At 69.6% G+C, this 13,961-nt stretch carries 15 protein-coding genes; 10 read left to right on the forward strand and 5 right to left on the reverse strand.

Going from position 1 to position 13,961, the window contains the following annotated elements; genetic code table 11:
* Positions 1-57 precede the first annotated feature (57 nt).
* From FGM06_RS11465 to FGM06_RS11480, 4 genes are all read left to right on the forward strand, one after another.
* The gene (locus FGM06_RS11465; RefSeq protein WP_144799378.1) at positions 58-648 is read left to right on the forward strand and encodes a GNAT family N-acetyltransferase; all 591 of its coding nucleotides are present in this window, start codon (positions 58-60) and stop codon (positions 646-648) included.
* A 91-nt stretch (positions 649-739) separates the two neighbouring features.
* Positions 740-1,141 (forward strand): cytidine deaminase, encoded by a 402-nt coding sequence (cdd, locus tag FGM06_RS11470; protein ID WP_144799379.1) that lies wholly within the window; start codon positions 740-742, stop codon positions 1,139-1,141.
* Positions 1,142-1,221: 80 nt separating this feature from the next.
* On the forward strand, positions 1,222-2,076 hold the full coding sequence (locus FGM06_RS11475) for a nucleoside phosphorylase (RefSeq protein ID WP_144799380.1): 855 nt from the start codon (positions 1,222-1,224) through the stop codon (positions 2,074-2,076).
* Positions 2,077-2,171: 95 nt separating this feature from the next.
* Positions 2,172-3,353, forward strand: coding sequence for an NAD(P)/FAD-dependent oxidoreductase (locus FGM06_RS11480; protein ID WP_144799381.1), 1,182 nt, complete (start codon positions 2,172-2,174; stop codon positions 3,351-3,353).
* A gap of 142 nt (positions 3,354-3,495) precedes the next feature.
* On the opposite strand, the gene FGM06_RS11485 is transcribed toward FGM06_RS11480, so the two are convergent.
* Positions 3,496-4,029 (reverse strand): Rrf2 family transcriptional regulator, encoded by a 534-nt coding sequence (locus FGM06_RS11485; RefSeq protein WP_144799382.1) that lies wholly within the window; start codon positions 4,027-4,029, stop codon positions 3,496-3,498.
* A 133-nt stretch (positions 4,030-4,162) separates the two neighbouring features.
* Complete coding sequence (locus FGM06_RS11490; protein WP_144799383.1) at positions 4,163-4,402, reverse strand: hypothetical protein; 240 nt, start codon at positions 4,400-4,402, stop codon at positions 4,163-4,165.
* Between the two features lie 104 nt (positions 4,403-4,506).
* On the opposite strand from FGM06_RS11490, the gene rocF reads away from it, so the two are divergent.
* The gene (gene rocF / locus FGM06_RS11495) at positions 4,507-5,415 is read left to right on the forward strand and encodes an arginase (RefSeq protein ID WP_144799384.1); all 909 of its coding nucleotides are present in this window, start codon (positions 4,507-4,509) and stop codon (positions 5,413-5,415) included.
* Between the two features lie 25 nt (positions 5,416-5,440).
* On the opposite strand, the gene FGM06_RS11500 is transcribed toward rocF, so the two are convergent.
* A complete protein-coding gene (locus FGM06_RS11500) occupies positions 5,441-5,737 on the reverse strand; it encodes a DUF7565 family protein (RefSeq protein WP_144799385.1) in 297 nt (98 codons plus the stop codon).
* A gap of 135 nt (positions 5,738-5,872) precedes the next feature.
* On the opposite strand from FGM06_RS11500, the gene FGM06_RS11505 reads away from it, so the two are divergent.
* A complete protein-coding gene (locus FGM06_RS11505) occupies positions 5,873-6,664 on the forward strand; it encodes a PHP domain-containing protein (RefSeq protein WP_186311009.1) in 792 nt (263 codons plus the stop codon).
* A 39-nt stretch (positions 6,665-6,703) separates the two neighbouring features.
* Here the strand turns inward: FGM06_RS11505 and FGM06_RS11510 are convergent, their stop codons facing one another.
* Positions 6,704-7,207: a metal-dependent hydrolase gene (locus FGM06_RS11510; protein WP_144799387.1), complete on the reverse strand. Its 504-nt coding sequence runs from the start codon at positions 7,205-7,207 to the stop codon at positions 6,704-6,706.
* Positions 7,208-7,334: 127 nt separating this feature from the next.
* Here FGM06_RS11510 and FGM06_RS11515 point away from each other — a divergent pair, with 127 nt between their 5' ends.
* Complete coding sequence (locus FGM06_RS11515; protein ID WP_144799388.1) at positions 7,335-8,438, forward strand: pyridoxal phosphate-dependent aminotransferase; 1,104 nt, start codon at positions 7,335-7,337, stop codon at positions 8,436-8,438.
* A 395-nt stretch (positions 8,439-8,833) separates the two neighbouring features.
* On the opposite strand, the gene FGM06_RS11520 is transcribed toward FGM06_RS11515, so the two are convergent.
* Positions 8,834-9,478 (reverse strand): FAD-dependent oxidoreductase, encoded by a 645-nt coding sequence (locus FGM06_RS11520; protein ID WP_144799389.1) that lies wholly within the window; start codon positions 9,476-9,478, stop codon positions 8,834-8,836.
* A gap of 428 nt (positions 9,479-9,906) precedes the next feature.
* On the opposite strand from FGM06_RS11520, the gene FGM06_RS11525 reads away from it, so the two are divergent.
* The 3 genes from FGM06_RS11525 to FGM06_RS11535 all read left to right on the forward strand — a co-directional run bounded on the left by FGM06_RS11525 (position 9,907) and on the right by FGM06_RS11535 (position 13,931).
* Complete coding sequence (locus FGM06_RS11525; RefSeq protein ID WP_144799390.1) at positions 9,907-11,664, forward strand: 2-oxoacid:acceptor oxidoreductase subunit alpha; 1,758 nt, start codon at positions 9,907-9,909, stop codon at positions 11,662-11,664.
* A 3-nt stretch (positions 11,665-11,667) separates the two neighbouring features.
* A complete protein-coding gene (locus tag FGM06_RS11530; RefSeq protein WP_144799391.1) occupies positions 11,668-12,531 on the forward strand; it encodes a 2-oxoacid:ferredoxin oxidoreductase subunit beta in 864 nt (287 codons plus the stop codon).
* A 164-nt stretch (positions 12,532-12,695) separates the two neighbouring features.
* Positions 12,696-13,931 carry a digeranylgeranylglycerophospholipid reductase gene (locus tag FGM06_RS11535; protein ID WP_144799392.1) on the forward strand — a complete coding sequence of 412 codons (1,236 nt, stop codon included), beginning with the start codon at positions 12,696-12,698 and terminating at the stop codon, positions 13,929-13,931.
* Positions 13,932-13,961 lie beyond the last annotated feature (30 nt).

Genomic DNA, 13,961 nt, shown 5'->3' on the forward strand with positions numbered 1-13,961 from the left:
CGCGGTCGCCTCGGCGCCCGGGGAACGGTTTTTACGTCGGCCCGCGTACGTGAGCGTATGTACGTCCGCGACGCCAAGAACCGTGACGAGGCGTGGTTGCTGGACGCGATCGAGCGGCTCGGGCTCGACGACGTCGCGTTCCGGTCGCGGGACTACGTGATCGCGGTCGACCAGGAGTCGGGCGACCGGGCCGGGTTCGGCCGGCTGCGCCTGCACCGCGGCGACGAGGACGAGGAGAACCGCATCGAGCTCACCGGGATCGGCGTGCTCCCCGAGTGGCGCGGCCGCGGCGTCGGCGCGCACGTGGTCGAGCGCCTCGTCGACACCGCGGCCGCGGACGGGTTCGAGACGGTGTACGTGCTCACCGACCAGCCCGACTACCTGACCCAGTTCGGCTTCGAGGCGGTCGACACCGACGACCTCCCGGCGGCGCTCTCCGACCGGCTCGGCGAGAAGCGCGAGTTCCTCGGCGGCGGCGTCGTCGGCCTGCGGCTCCCGGTCGACGCCTTCGAGATGCCGGACCGGTTCCGCGAGGCGTTCAAGGAGGCCGAGCCGGCGGACGCGGCCGAGGAGGACACCGCGGAGTCGCCGGAGGACTTCGGGATCGACCCCGAGTCGGCGACGTACAAGTACGACACCGGGCGGTGACTCCCGTCCGGACGGCCTCGCCCCGCCGACCGCGTGTCACCTCCCCGACCGCGACCCGGCCGCTTATCGCCCCGCCGGCCGACGACCGGGTATGGACCTGATCGAGGCCGCGCGCGACGCGCTCGACGACGCGCACGTCCCGTACTCCGAGTACCGCGTCGGCGCCGCGCTCCGGACCGCCGACGGCACGGTGTACACCGGCTGTAACATCGAGAACGCGAACTACTCCAATAGCCTCCACGCCGAGGAGGTCGCGCTCGCGGAGGCGGTGAAGAACGGCCACCGCGAGTTCGACCGGATCGCGGTCACCTCGGGCGTCCGCGACGGCGTCACCCCCTGCGGGATGTGCCGGCAGACGCTGGCGGAGTTCGCGGCCGACGACCTCGTCGTCGTCTGCGACGAGGGCGACGGCGAGACGAGCGCGTACACGCTCGGCGATCTCCTGCCGAACACCATCTCCGAGGGGACGCTCGACGACGCGAAGGAAGTCTGAGGGCGGAGGGGAGGCCGAATCGCCGGACGACGGACCGCGAGACGGAACTACTTTTGTACGGCTCGCCGAAGGTCGGGGATATGACCGACGAGAGCGAGACCCCCGCCGACGAGGCCGGCGCGAGCGACAGCGAGGACCCCAACGACGAGATCGGCTACCACGTCGAGGTGGGTTCCGACGACGTCGCCGACGCCGTGCTCCTCCCCGGGAACCCCGAGCGCGTCGACAAGATCACGGCGCTGTGGGACGACCACGAAGAGGTCGCCCACCACCGCGAGTACCGCACCGCGACCGGCAGCTACGACGGCGCGCCGATCTCGGTGACGTCGACGGGGATCGGCTCCCCGTCGGCCGCCATCGCCGTCGAGGAGCTCGCGCGGGTGGGCGTGGACACGTTCGTCCGGGTCGGCTCCTGCGGCGCGATCCAGCCCGGAATGGACGTCGGCGACCTGGTGATCACGACCGGCGCGGTCCGGCAGGAGGGGACGAGCGACGAGTACGTCCGCGAGGACTACCCGGCCGCCGCCGACGGCGAGGTCGTCTCGGCGCTCGTCGCCGCGGCGGAGCGGTTGGGGTACGAGTACCACACTGGGGTGACGATGAGCGCCGACTCCTTCTACGCCGGGCAGGGCCGCCCCGGTTTCGAGGGGTTCGAGGCCGCCGGCTCCGACGAGCTGGTCGCGGAGCTGCGGGACGCGAACGTGAAGAACATCGAGATGGAGGCGTCGGCGATCCTCACGATCGCGAACGTGTACGGGCTCCGGGCCGGGGCGGTCTGCTCGGTGTACGCGAACCGAGTGACCGGCGAGTTCCGGACGGAGGGCGAGTCGCGGGCGGCTGAGACCGCGAGCCTCGCCGTGAAGCTCCTCTCGCGCATGGACGAGGTGAAGCGGGAGGCGGGCGCCGACCGCTGGCACGCCGGGCTCTCGCTGTAACGCCGGGGCACGTCTCCCGTCGGCGACCGGCCGGACGACGGCGACCTCACGGACGTTTCAAAGCGACTTTACCCGCGCACTGCGGAGCGATGTACATGAGTACACAGGTCGTCGTCGTCGGCTCCGGCTACGCCGGGGCGGGTGCGGTGAAGGCGTTCGAAGACGAGGTCGGCGAGGGCGAGGCGGAGCTCACGTGGATATCGGAGCACGACTACCACCTCGTCTTACACGAGGTCCACCGGGCCATCCGCAACCCCGCGGTCGCGGACAAGATCACTATCCCCGTCGACGAGATCAAGTCGCCCGAGTCGGAGTTCGTGCAGGGCCGCGTCGTCGACGTCCACACCGACGAGCGCGTCGTCGAGACGGACGACGGGACGACCGTCGACTACGACTACCTCCTGCTCGGCGTCGGCTCCACGACCGCCTTCTTCGGCATCGACGGCCTGAAGGAACACGCACACCAGCTCAAGAGCCTCGACGACGCGAAGGCGATCCACGAGGACGTGCGGTCGGCCGCCGCCGAGGCGACCCGCTCCGACCCCGTCGAGGTCATCGTCGGCGGTGCGGGCCTCTCCGGCATCCAGACCGCCGGCGAGATCGCGGAGTACCGAGACAAGCACCGCGCCCCGATAGAGATCACCCTCGTCGAGGGCCTCGACGAGGTCTTCCCCGGAAACGACCCGCAGCTTCAGGGCGCGCTCCGCCAGCGGCTGGAGGACGCCGACGTGGAGATCCGCACCGGCGACTTCATCTCGGAGGCCGACGCGGACGCCGTCTACCTCGGCGGCGGCGAGGACGAGGATCCCGAGGAGCTCGCGCACGACGTGCTGGTCTGGACCGGCGGCATCACGGGCCAGCCGGAGCTGGAGAACGTCGAGGTCGAGAAGGACGAACGCTCCAACCGCGTCCACGCCGCCTCCGACTTCGTCACCAGCGACGACCGCGTGTTCGCCATCGGAGACACCGCCCTCGTCGAGCAGGGCGACGACAGCGTGGCGCCGCCGACAGCGCAGGCCGCCTGGCAGGCCGCCGAGGTCGCCGGCGAGAACCTCGCGCGGGCCGCCCGCGGCGCGCCCCTCCAGTCGTGGGAGCACAAGGACAAGGGGACCGTCATCTCGGTCGGCGAGGAGGCGGTCGCCCACGACGTGATGGGGATGCCGATCGAGACGTTCGGCGGCACCCCGGCGAAGCTGCTGAAGAAGTCCATCGCGGTGCGGTGGATCGCGAAGGTCTCCTCGGCCGGGCGCGGCGTGAGCGCGTTCGGCGACATGTAGGACCGGCGAAAGCGCACCCGTCACGGCGGCGACTCTCGTTCGCGGACGACCGTCTTCGACTCCGAGAGCGACGGCTTCGGGCCGGCGGCGACGAAGCAAGCGCGAAGAGAGGGAGACAGACCGATACAGCCGGCGAAACCGGTCAGTGCTCGGCGGGCTCGTCGGGCGCGCGCATGTCGTCGATCCGGAGGATGAGGATGTTCGCGGTGTCGTCTTTCCCGTCGACGGTGCCGTCGATGACGAGCTTCGAGAGCGGCGTCGGGCCGACGGTGACGGAGTCGCCCTCGTGGAAGTTCCGGACGGAGCCCTGGACGTGGATCTCGGCGCGGCAGAGCTCGGGGTGGTGGACGCTGGAGAGGTCGATCCCGTCGACGTTGACGCCCGTTACCTCCTCGCCCTCGTGGAAGATGGGGACGTCCGCGGGCTCGTCCATGCGCTGGATGTCGAGCGCCTCGTAGGCGTTCGAGGTGGGCTTGTAGCCGCCTTTCGGGCCGGGGACGCCCTCGACCAGCTGGAGGGCCTTCAGGCTCTGCATCTGGTTGCGGATCGTGCCGGGGTTGCGGTCGACCTCCTCGGCGATGGCCTCGCCTTTGACGGCGTCCTCCTGCTCCCCGTACAGGTTGATGAGGGCCGTGAGGATGCTTTTCTGACTCGACGTGAGCTCGATCGATGACATGGTCGCGACTAGATGGCGGCACTGCTTAAATGCGATGGAAGCCCATTATAAACGATCGTGTGAGATCCGACGATCCGCACCGTTGACGGCCACGATTCGTACCGTTGACGGCTACGGCCCGTACCGTCGGCTGCTACGCTCCGTACCGTCGGCGGAATCGGAGGTACGCGAGCGGGCTGGAGAGCGCGACGACGACGCCGACCCCGATCAGGGCCAGCCCGAGGTCGCTGACGAACAGGGCGATCCCGGCGCCGACGAGCCCGATCACGGCCCCCGTGAACGCCACGGCGATCATGGCGCCGACCGGTTCGATGTCGCTGCCGCGGACGTCGGCGGGGTCGAACTCGGAGGGCGGGTCGTCGGTGCCGCTCATATCGGCCGATCGGAGCGGGACGGCAAAACCGTGTGCGATCCCGGTCGCCCGGCGGCCACCGCTGGACCCCACCATTCAAGCGTCGGGGCGCCGCGCTCACTGGTATGACCACCGTCAGGATCATCGGGGCGCCGACCGACTACGGGGCGAACCGACGCGGCGTGGACATGGGGCCGTCGGCCATCCGGTACGGCGGGCTCGCCGATCAGCTCGCGAGCGCCGGCGTCGAGGTCGTCGACGCGGGCGACCTCGCGGTCCCGCGCGCGGAGGAGCGCGACCCGGACGCGGACGCGCCGAGCGCGGGGAAAGCGAAGTTCCTCCGAGAGACGGCCGACGTCTGCCGGCGCCTCGCGGACGAGGTGGGCGAGACGCTCGCCGACGGGGCCGTGCCGCTCGCGCTCGGCGGTGATCACTCGATCGCCATCGGGTCGCTCGCGGGGTCGGCGCGCGACGCCGACGTCGGCGCGGTGTGGTTCGACGCGCACGCCGACCTCAACACCCCCTCGACGACCCCCTCGGGCAACGTCCACGGGATGCCGCTCGCGGCCGCGCTCGGCTTCGACGAGTTCGCGGGGTCGGACTGGGCGAACGCGCCCGGGCTCACCCCGGAGAACGTCGCGCTGGTCGGGCTCCGATCGGTCGACGAGTCGGAGGTGGAGGTCATCCGCGACCACGGCTTCGCGGCGTACACGATGTCCGACATCGACGAGCGCGGGATCACCGACGTCACCGAGGAGGCGATGGCGACCGCGGGCGCCGGCGTCGACGGCGTCCACGTCAGCCTCGACCTCGACTGGCTCGATCCCAACGAGGCGCCCGGCGTCGGGACCCCGGTCCGCGGCGGCGTCACCTACCGGGAGGCCCACAGCGCGATGGAGATCGTCGACGACGCCGACAGCCTCCGGTCGATGGAGCTCGTCGAGGTGAACCCGACGCTCGACCAGCACAACGAGACGGCGGAGCTCGCGACGGAGCTGGCGGCGAGCGCGTTTGGGAAACGAGTGCTGTGGTAGGCCGGCGAGACGGCGAAGCCGCCGCTCAGACGCCGCGGTCCAGCTCGTCGACGACGCGCTGGAGGTCGGCCTCGCTCTCGATCTCCCGTTTGATCTCCTCGCGGCGGCGGACGGCCGCGGAGTCGGCGTCGTACGCGCGGACGAACTCGGCGCGGGTGTGCTCGTCGAACGCGTGCCGGATCGCGAAGTAGCCGTCCGGGACGATCGTGCCGCACACCTTGCACTCGTGGCGCTGGTGGCCGTCGGTCTGGTGGACGATGGCCGACTCAACGTCGTCGAAGGCGGCGTCGCAGCCGTCGATTCCGCACGTCCAGCGGGGCATGTGTCTCCGTCGCTCCCGCGGGGGATTAACCGTTTCCCCCGCGCGGCGGGCGGCGGGCGCCGTCGTCGACGACGGAACCGGATCCGCTCGCCGTCGAACGATACGCCTTTGCTCGGGCACGCATTCGATGCACTCGTGACCCGATCGAGAACGCGCGTCGACGCCCACGTGAAGGTGCTCGACGACGACGTCGTGGCCCTCGCGAAGGAGCGGGGGATCGACGCGCTCGTGTACGCGCCGCACTTCACCCGGCTCCCGACGGTCCGGAAGCGCGCGGCCCGGTACGCCGACGACGATCTGACGGTCGTCCCCGGCCGGGAGGTGTTCACGGGCGACTGGGGGAACCGCCGTCACCTCCTCGTTATCGGATTGGACGAGCCCGTTCCCGACTACATCACCTTCGAGGCGGCGATGGCCGAGTTCGAGCGGCAGGATGCCGCCGTGCTCGTCCCGCATCCCGGCTTCGCCACCATCTCGCTCACGCGGCCCGAGATCGCGGCCCACGCCGAGCGGCTCGCCGCGGTCGAGACGTACAACACCAAGCTCCTCCCCCACCAGAACGCCCGGACGCGACGGATCGCGGAGGTGACCGATATGCCCGGCTTCGGCTCCTCGTACGCGCACCTGTCCGGCACCGTCGGCGAGGCGTGGACCGAGTTCCAGGGCGACCTCGACGACGCCGACGCCGTCGTCGACGCCTTCCGGCAGGAGCGTCCCCGGACCGTGGTCCATCGCGGCGGGGTCCGCCACCAGCTCCGAGGGCTCTTGGAGTTCGCTCACCTCGGCTACGAGAACACCTGGGAGAAGCTCGACCGGCTGTTCCTCTCCGGCGACGAGCCGACCCTGCCGACGAACGTCGTCTACGAGGGTCGGTTCAACGACGTGAGCGTCTACTCCGGGACGCTGTCGGACTACCGGCCGAAATAGGTGAGTCGCCGCGTCGCGAGCGCACCGAAGCGAGATCCCTCAGACGCCGAGCCCCGCCGCCGCCTCCGAGGCGGCCGCCGAGAGGTCGAGATCGAGCGTCACGACGTAGGTGTGGAGCGCCCAGAACGCCGCCAGCTCCAGCGCCGTGATGACGACGGTGACGAGGTCGGCGTACTTGCTGCTCGTCGTCACGCCGGAGGGGAGCCCGTACTCCGTGTCCGACAGCGGGTGGAACAGCGCGATGCCGCGACGGCTCCCGACGACGTCGAGGAGGTAGTGGGTCAACACGCCGATCCAGACGTACTGGAGGTTCCCGAAGACGATCGGGTACGCGACGAAGACGGCGAGCACCGGGAGGCTGTGGAGCGTCTTCCGGTGGCGTCCGAACGCGGTGTCGACGTCGGGGAACAGTGCCCCCAACACGATCGGCACGGTGATCTGGGCGGTGGTCCGCGCCGTGGCCGCGTCGAGCCCGGGCTCGATGACGAAGCCGAGCCCGAGCGCGAGCAGCAAGGCGTTGAGGACGTGGCCGCGTTTGTTCATACGACGGGGAGGCCGGGGGCGTAGGTGAAACCACCGGATTCCGGCGACTGGAGAGGGGTGGTCCCGCCGGACACGCGAGCGCGCCGCCGGTCGAAAGAGCCACGGCGGACGCCGCCCAGCGGTCCGTATGGAGTACGAGGAGCCGAAGTTCTTCCACGTGATGCAGTACGCGGCCGCGGCCGACGGCGACGTCATCGACATGGTGAGCGGCAACCCCGACTGGGAGCCGCCGGCCGCGCTGCGGGAGGCGCTCCGCGAGTACGCAGACCTCCCGCCCGACGCCTTCCAGTACCCGCCGAGCGAGGGGTTACTGGAGCTGCGGGAGGCGATCGCCGAGCGCCGGAACGTCGACGTCAACCGGGTCGTCGTCACCAACGGGACCGGCGAGGCGAACTACCTCGCGATGGCGCGCGCGCTCGATCGCGACGCCGGCGACGAGGCGCTGTTGATGGACCCCGTCTACCCGTACTACCCCGGGAAGGTGGACATGCTCGGCGGCGAGGCGACGCTCGTCCCGACCGAGCGCGACGGCGGGCTCGACGTCGCGGCGATCCGAGAGGCCGCGAACGCGGACACCGCGCTGATCGCCTTGAACACGCCGAACAACCCGACGGGGGCCGTCTACGACCTCGACACGGTCCGCGAGGTCGTCGAGATTGCACACGCGGTCGACGCCTTGGTCCTCGTCGACGAGGTGTACGACCACTTCGATCTCACCGGCTCGTTCGAGTCGGCGCTGACGCTGGACTCCGACCGCGTCATCGTCACCACCGGCTTCTCGAAGTCGATGGCGATCACGGGGTTCCGGGTGGGATACGGGGTGTTCCCCGAGGCGCACGTCGGCGACGCGAAGACGCGGCACATGCTCGTGAACGTCGCCGGACCGCGGCCCTCGCAGTACGCGGTCCACCACGCGCTCGCGGAGACGCCCCCCGACTACTACGCGGAGGCCCGGGACCTGCTCGCGGAGCGCGCCGACGCGTTCACCGACGCGCTCGACGCAGCCGGCGCCGAGTACAGCCGCCCCGAGGGCGCTTTCTACGTGCTCGCGCGCTTCGAGGGGTTCCCCGGGACGATGACGAACGTGAAGCGGCTGGTCGACGAGGCCGGCGTCGCGGGGATGCCCGGCGAGGCGTTCGGCTCCGCGCGCGACGAGTGGATCCGGTTCGCCCTCGTCACCCCCCGAGCCGTCGAGGCTGCGGAGCGGTTGGCCGACTACTTCGGAGAGTAATCGACGACGCAAGGCGGTGGCGCGTGCCTTCGAGCGCCCACCGGGCGCGAGGAGCACGCGCGAGGGAGGCGGCGGGCCGGCGCGGCTTCGCCCGCGCCGGGCCGTCCGCCGAGGCTGGGGAGGCGTGAGGCTGTGGTGTTTTGCGGTCGGGTGGGGCTCAAAGGGGCAGCCGCGAGGACGAAGCACGGCGACGGAAGCACCGCAGTGAAGGAGCGGTAGCGACTGAGCGAGGAGCGCACCGAGCCGCGCGAGTCCTCGCGGCTGGGCTTTGGAGGTGTGCTCCGTCACAGCGATTTCAACGAAGAAGAGCCGATCGGCTGGGACTTTGGAGGTCTTCACCCCCGAGCCGCAATCAACTACTTATAAACGTTCAATCGAAACGTACCGAACCGCGTCTACCCGAAGTTCTCGACCTTCGCGGCGTCGGCGTCGCCGCCGGCGGCCTCGACCGCGGCCTCGGCGTCGGCCACGAGATCGGCGAAGCCGTACACGAAGACGGTCTCGCCGTCGACCCCCGTCAGCGCCTCCGCGACCGCGACGTCGAGCGCCTCGGCGGCGTCGAGGAGGTGAATCGCGGCGCCGCGCTCTTTCAGTCGGTCCAGGCGGTCGGCGTGCGACACGTCGTCGTCGCGGTAGACGACCGCGGCCTCGGCGCCGTCGTCGAGCGCGCGCTCCGCGATGGCGACCGCCGGGCCGACGCCCGGGCCGCCCGCGATCACGACCGCACGCGGCTCGCCGTCGTAGTGCTGGTCGCCGAAGGGCCCGGAGAGCGTCATCTCGGTGCCCGCCTCGGCGTCCGCGAGGAACGCGGAGAACTCGCCGCCCTCCTCGGGGTCGATGCCGACCGTGACCTCGAACGTGTCGCCGACCGTCGGCGACGAGAGGGTGTAGAAGCGGGCGACCGACTCGCCGTCGATCTCCGTGCCGAGCTTGACGAATTGACCGGGCTCCGCGGCGAATCCGTCCGGCGCGTCGAACCGGAGGGCGTACGTGTCGCGGCCGACTTCCTCGACCGCGCTGACCGTCGCTGTCGTGTCCATATCGCCGATCCGGCCGGCGGACACAAACGTGTTCCCGTCCGCGTCGGTGTTGCCCGCGTCTGGGACGCCGCCCGCGTCAGGGACGCCGCCCTCGTCGAGGACGTCCGGTCCGTGACGCCCGCACCGCGGGCGACCATCCGAGGACGGATCTCGTCGGCGCGCGCCCCCGGGGCGCCGGTCCGCGCCGCCGGGCGCGACCCGTGCGCGAGGACGACGCCGAATAGTTCGACGAACGTCGAAAACCGACTGCGACGAGGTGGGTCGATCGTGAGGAAACTGGAAAACGATCGTCCACTAAAAACCGATTCTGAACGAAAGTGCCATCCATATCCACCTATATTCGAGGATAGTTGAACGAACGTTGGGAAAGTCGCTGGTGGCTCCTTCCAGAAGTCTTTTGATGAGTCCGGCGAAAACTGCGTCATAGCATGGCTGCGGACTTCAATTGGGCCGTCGGCGGGGAGGCCGGCGACGGCATCGACTCGACCGGGAAGATCTTCGCGCAAGCGCTCTCTCGGGCGGGTCGACACGTGTTCACGTCGAAGGACTTCGCCTCGCGGATCCGAGGCGGCTACACCGCCTACAAGGTGCGAACCTCCGTCGACAAGGTACAGAGCGTCGTTGACCGGCTCGACGTGCTCATCGCGTTGACCCCGCGGACCATCGAGGAGAACCTCGACGAGCTCCACGAGGGGTCGGTGATCATCTACGACGGCGAGCGGACCACGATGCAGGACGTCGAGATCCCGGAGGAGATGATCGGCCTCGACGTGCCCCTCAAGAGCCTGGCCGAGGAGGCCGGCGGGGCGATCATGCGGAACGTCGTCGCGCTCGGCGCGGCCTGCGAGGTCGCCGAGTTCCCCATCGAGAACCTCGACTCCGCCCTCGAAAAGCGGTTCAACGACAAGGGTCAGAAGCTCGTCGACAACAACAAGGAGGCCGCTCGCGCGGGCCAGTCGTACGTCGACGAGGAGTACGACCACGAGTTCGACTACGACCTGGAGACCACCGACGAGGACTACGTCCTCCTCAACGGCGACGAGGCCATCGGGATGGGCGCCATCGCCGCGGGCTGCCGCTTCTACGCCGGCTACCCGATCACGCCCGCGACCGACGTGATGACGTATCTCACGGGCCGGATCGAGCGCTACGGCGGCCACGTCGTGCAGGCCGAAGACGAGCTCTCCGCGATCAACATGGCGCTGGGCGCGGCCCGCGGGGGCGCGCGGTCGATGACCGCGACCTCCGGGCCCGGGATCGACCTGATGACGGAGACGTTCGGGCTCATCGCCACCTCGGAGACGCCGCTCGTCATCTGTAACGTGATGCGCTCCGGTCCCTCGACCGGGATGCCGACGAAACAGGAGCAGGGCGACCTGAACCAGATGCTGTACGGCGGCCACGGCGAGGTGCCGCGGTTCGTGCTCGCGCCGACGACCATCGACGAGTGCTTCTGGAAGACGGTCGAGGCGTTCAACCTCGCCGAGAAGTACCAGCTCCCCGTCTACCTCACCGCCGACCTCTCGATGGCGGTCACCGAGCAGACGTTCTCTCCGGACACGTTCGACATGGACGCGGTCGAGGTCGACCGCGGCAACGTCGTCGACGAGACGACGATCGACGACCACATGAGCGACTCCGGCGGCTTCCAGCCTCACGAGATCACCGACGACGGGGTCTCGCCGCGGGCGTTCCCCGGCACCGCCGACGGCGCGCACATGTCCACCGGTCTCGAACACGACGAGCAGGGCCGCCGGACCGAGGACACCGAGATGCGCGTCGCGCAGGTCGACAAGCGCAACCGGAAGGTCGAGACGGCCCGCGAGCGCGAGGACTGGAGCCCGCGCGAGTTCGGCGACGCGGACGCCGACACCCTCGTGATCACGTGGGGGTCGAACGAGGGCGCGCTCGCCGAGGCGGTCGATCTCCTCGACGACGAGGGGCTCGACGTGCGGGTGCTCTCGGTGCCGTACATCTTCCCGCGGCCGGACCTCACCGACGACGTCGCGGCCGCGGAGGACGTCGTCGTCGTCGAGTGCAACGAGCAGGGGCAGTTCGCGGACCTGGTCGAGCACGACGTCTTAGAGCGCGTCGACCGGGTGAACAAGTACAACGGCGTGCGGTTCAAGGCCGACGAACTCGCATCGGAGATCAAAGCGACCCTCGCGGAGGGGGCGGAGGCGTAACCAATGAGCTCAGACATTCGATTCACCGACTTCAAGTCCGACAAGCAGCCGACGTGGTGCCCGGGGTGCGGCGACTTCGGCACCATGAACGGGATGATGAAGGCCCTCGCGGAGACGGGCAACGACCCCGACAACACCTTCGTCGTCGCCGGCATCGGCTGTTCCGGTAAGATCGGCACGTACATGCACAGCTACGCGCTCCACGGCGTTCACGGGCGCGCACTCCCCGTCGGGACCGGCGTCAAGATGGCCCGGCCCGACATCGAAGTGATGGTCGCCGGCGGCGACGGCGACGGCTACTCCATCGGCGCGGGCCACTTCGTCCACGCCGTCCGGCGTAACGTCGACATGACGTACGTCGTGATGGACAACCGCATCTACGGGCTGACGAAGGGGCAGGCGTCGCCCACCTCGCGCGAGGACTTCGAGACCTCGACGAGCCCGGAGGGGCCGAAACAGCCCCCGGTCAACCCGCACGCGCTGGCGCTGGCGTCGGGCGCGACGTTCATCGCGCAGTCGTTCTCCTCCGACGCGCTCCGTCACCAGGAGATCATCCAGAAGGCGGTCGAACACGACGGGTTCGGCTTCGTCAACGTCTACTCGCCGTGCGTCACGTTCAACGACGTCGATACGTACGACTACTTCCGCGACTCGCTGGTCGACCTGAAGGAGACCGACCACGACCCGACCGACCGGAGCGACGCGAAGGACGTCATCCTCGACTCCGAGAAGGAACACCAGGGCGTCATCTACCAGAACGAGGACTCCGTGCCGTACCACGAGCAGCACGGCGTCGACGAGGACATGTCCGTCATCCCGGACGGCGCGCCCGAGGGCGCGACCGACCTCGTCCGCGAGTTCTACTGACGCCGGCGCCCGTTTTTCCGACCGCTTTCGGTGACCGGCGATCGGCGACTCCGTCGACATTCCGACCTTCTCGGATAGCCAAATTCCGGCGATCGAGCCGGGTCAGGGGCCGTTCGCGACCCGTTTCAGCAAGCCTAATTACGTGGGTCCGAATTACGTGAGGTATGGTTGATCGCTACGACGTCGTCGTCGCGGGCGCCGGTCCGGCGGGGGCGCAGTGCGCCCGCGACCTGGCGACGCGCGGCTACGACGTCGTCGTTCTCGAAACGGAGCCGGAGGCCGAGTTCCCCCGCCAGAGCAACAAGTCGACCGCGGGGACGTTCCCCTCGATGATGTCGGCCTTCGGGATCCCCGACGACGTCGTGATGTCGTACACGGACGACGTGGTGTTGGAGTCGCCGAACAGCTACTACGAGAGCTACCAGCCCGGCGCCGTCCTGGAGTTCGCCGATTTCAAGCGGTTCCTCGTCGAAGACGGCCGCGAGAACGGCGCGGAGTACCGGTTCGACGCCCGCGTCTCCCGCCCGATCCTCGACGACGACGGCGTCATCGAGGGGGTCCGGTACGACGGCGACGAGGAGGTGTACGCCGAGGTTGTCGTCGACGCGACCGGGCCGGCCGCGCCGATCGCGAGCGCGCTCGACGTGGTCGATCTGGAGCGGGAGAACCAGGCGATCGGGATCGAGTACGAGATGGAGGGCGTCGAGATGAACCACCCCGAGTACGCCGACCTCCGGCGGGCGATGATGCTCCGGCTCGACCACGACATCGCGCCCGGCGGTTACTCGTGGATCTTCGCGACCGGCGAGGACACCGCGAAGGTCGGCATCTGTTACATCCAGAACGACCGCCACCGCGAGGAGGCCGAGGAGGGGAAGACCGTCGACGGCTACCTCGAGGCGTGGGTCGACCGCGACCCGCGCTTCGCCGACGCCGAGCGCATCGACGGGAAGGTCCATCGCGGCTCGGCGCACATCCAGATGCCGGACGAGATGCACACCGACCGGTTCCTCGCGATCGGCGACACCGTCCCCACCATCGACCCGCTGTGGGGCGAGGGGATCCACAAGGGGATGAAGTCGGCCCGCGCGGCCGCGGCCACCATCGACCGGTGTCTCACGGACTCGGAGCGCCGCGTCGACGCCGAGAGCCTCGCCGTCTACGAACGGCTCTGGCACCGGGACGTGGCCCCGCGGATGCGCGCCCGGCTGATGCTCACCCGACTGCTGTACCTCGCGCCGAACGAGCGGTACGACCGGTTCATGGAGGACCTCCGCCGGACCGACGACGACACCTTAGAGAAGGCGAACCAGGGGGACAAGTCCGCGATGGCGAAGCTGCTCCACCTCGACGACCTCCCGCTGTTGGCGAAGTTCGCCCGGGAGCGGTGGGGAGCGTAGACGTCTGCTTATAAGAAAAACACGCTCGCG

Origin of the sequence: Halorubrum depositum, from assembly GCF_007671725.1 — an archaeon.
Lineage (GTDB): Archaea > Halobacteriota > Halobacteria > Halobacteriales > Haloferacaceae > Halorubrum > Halorubrum depositum.

What these genes read in the sequence shown, in the direction of transcription:
- FGM06_RS11535 (WP_144799392.1), top strand. Translation starts at nt 12,696, where the DNA reads ATGGTTGATCGCTACGACGTCGTCGTCGCGGGCGCCGGTCCGGCGGGG.
- FGM06_RS11525 (WP_144799390.1), top strand. Translation starts at nt 9,907, where the DNA reads ATGGCTGCGGACTTCAATTGGGCCGTCGGCGGGGAGGCCGGCGACGGC.
- FGM06_RS11510 (WP_144799387.1), bottom strand. Translation starts at nt 7,207, where the DNA reads ATGAACAAACGCGGCCACGTCCTCAACGCCTTGCTGCTCGCGCTCGGG.
- FGM06_RS11465 (WP_144799378.1), top strand. Translation starts at nt 58, where the DNA reads ATGTACGTCCGCGACGCCAAGAACCGTGACGAGGCGTGGTTGCTGGAC.
- FGM06_RS11500 (WP_144799385.1), bottom strand. Translation starts at nt 5,737, where the DNA reads ATGCCCCGCTGGACGTGCGGAATCGACGGCTGCGACGCCGCCTTCGAC.
- FGM06_RS11520 (WP_144799389.1), bottom strand. Translation starts at nt 9,478, where the DNA reads ATGGACACGACAGCGACGGTCAGCGCGGTCGAGGAAGTCGGCCGCGAC.
- FGM06_RS11485 (WP_144799382.1), bottom strand. Translation starts at nt 4,029, where the DNA reads ATGTCATCGATCGAGCTCACGTCGAGTCAGAAAAGCATCCTCACGGCC.
- cdd (WP_144799379.1), top strand. Translation starts at nt 740, where the DNA reads ATGGACCTGATCGAGGCCGCGCGCGACGCGCTCGACGACGCGCACGTC.
- FGM06_RS11475 (WP_144799380.1), top strand. Translation starts at nt 1,222, where the DNA reads ATGACCGACGAGAGCGAGACCCCCGCCGACGAGGCCGGCGCGAGCGAC.
- rocF (WP_144799384.1), top strand. Translation starts at nt 4,507, where the DNA reads ATGACCACCGTCAGGATCATCGGGGCGCCGACCGACTACGGGGCGAAC.
- FGM06_RS11490 (WP_144799383.1), bottom strand. Translation starts at nt 4,402, where the DNA reads ATGAGCGGCACCGACGACCCGCCCTCCGAGTTCGACCCCGCCGACGTC.
- FGM06_RS11530 (WP_144799391.1), top strand. Translation starts at nt 11,668, where the DNA reads ATGAGCTCAGACATTCGATTCACCGACTTCAAGTCCGACAAGCAGCCG.
- FGM06_RS11515 (WP_144799388.1), top strand. Translation starts at nt 7,335, where the DNA reads ATGGAGTACGAGGAGCCGAAGTTCTTCCACGTGATGCAGTACGCGGCC.
- FGM06_RS11480 (WP_144799381.1), top strand. Translation starts at nt 2,172, where the DNA reads ATGAGTACACAGGTCGTCGTCGTCGGCTCCGGCTACGCCGGGGCGGGT.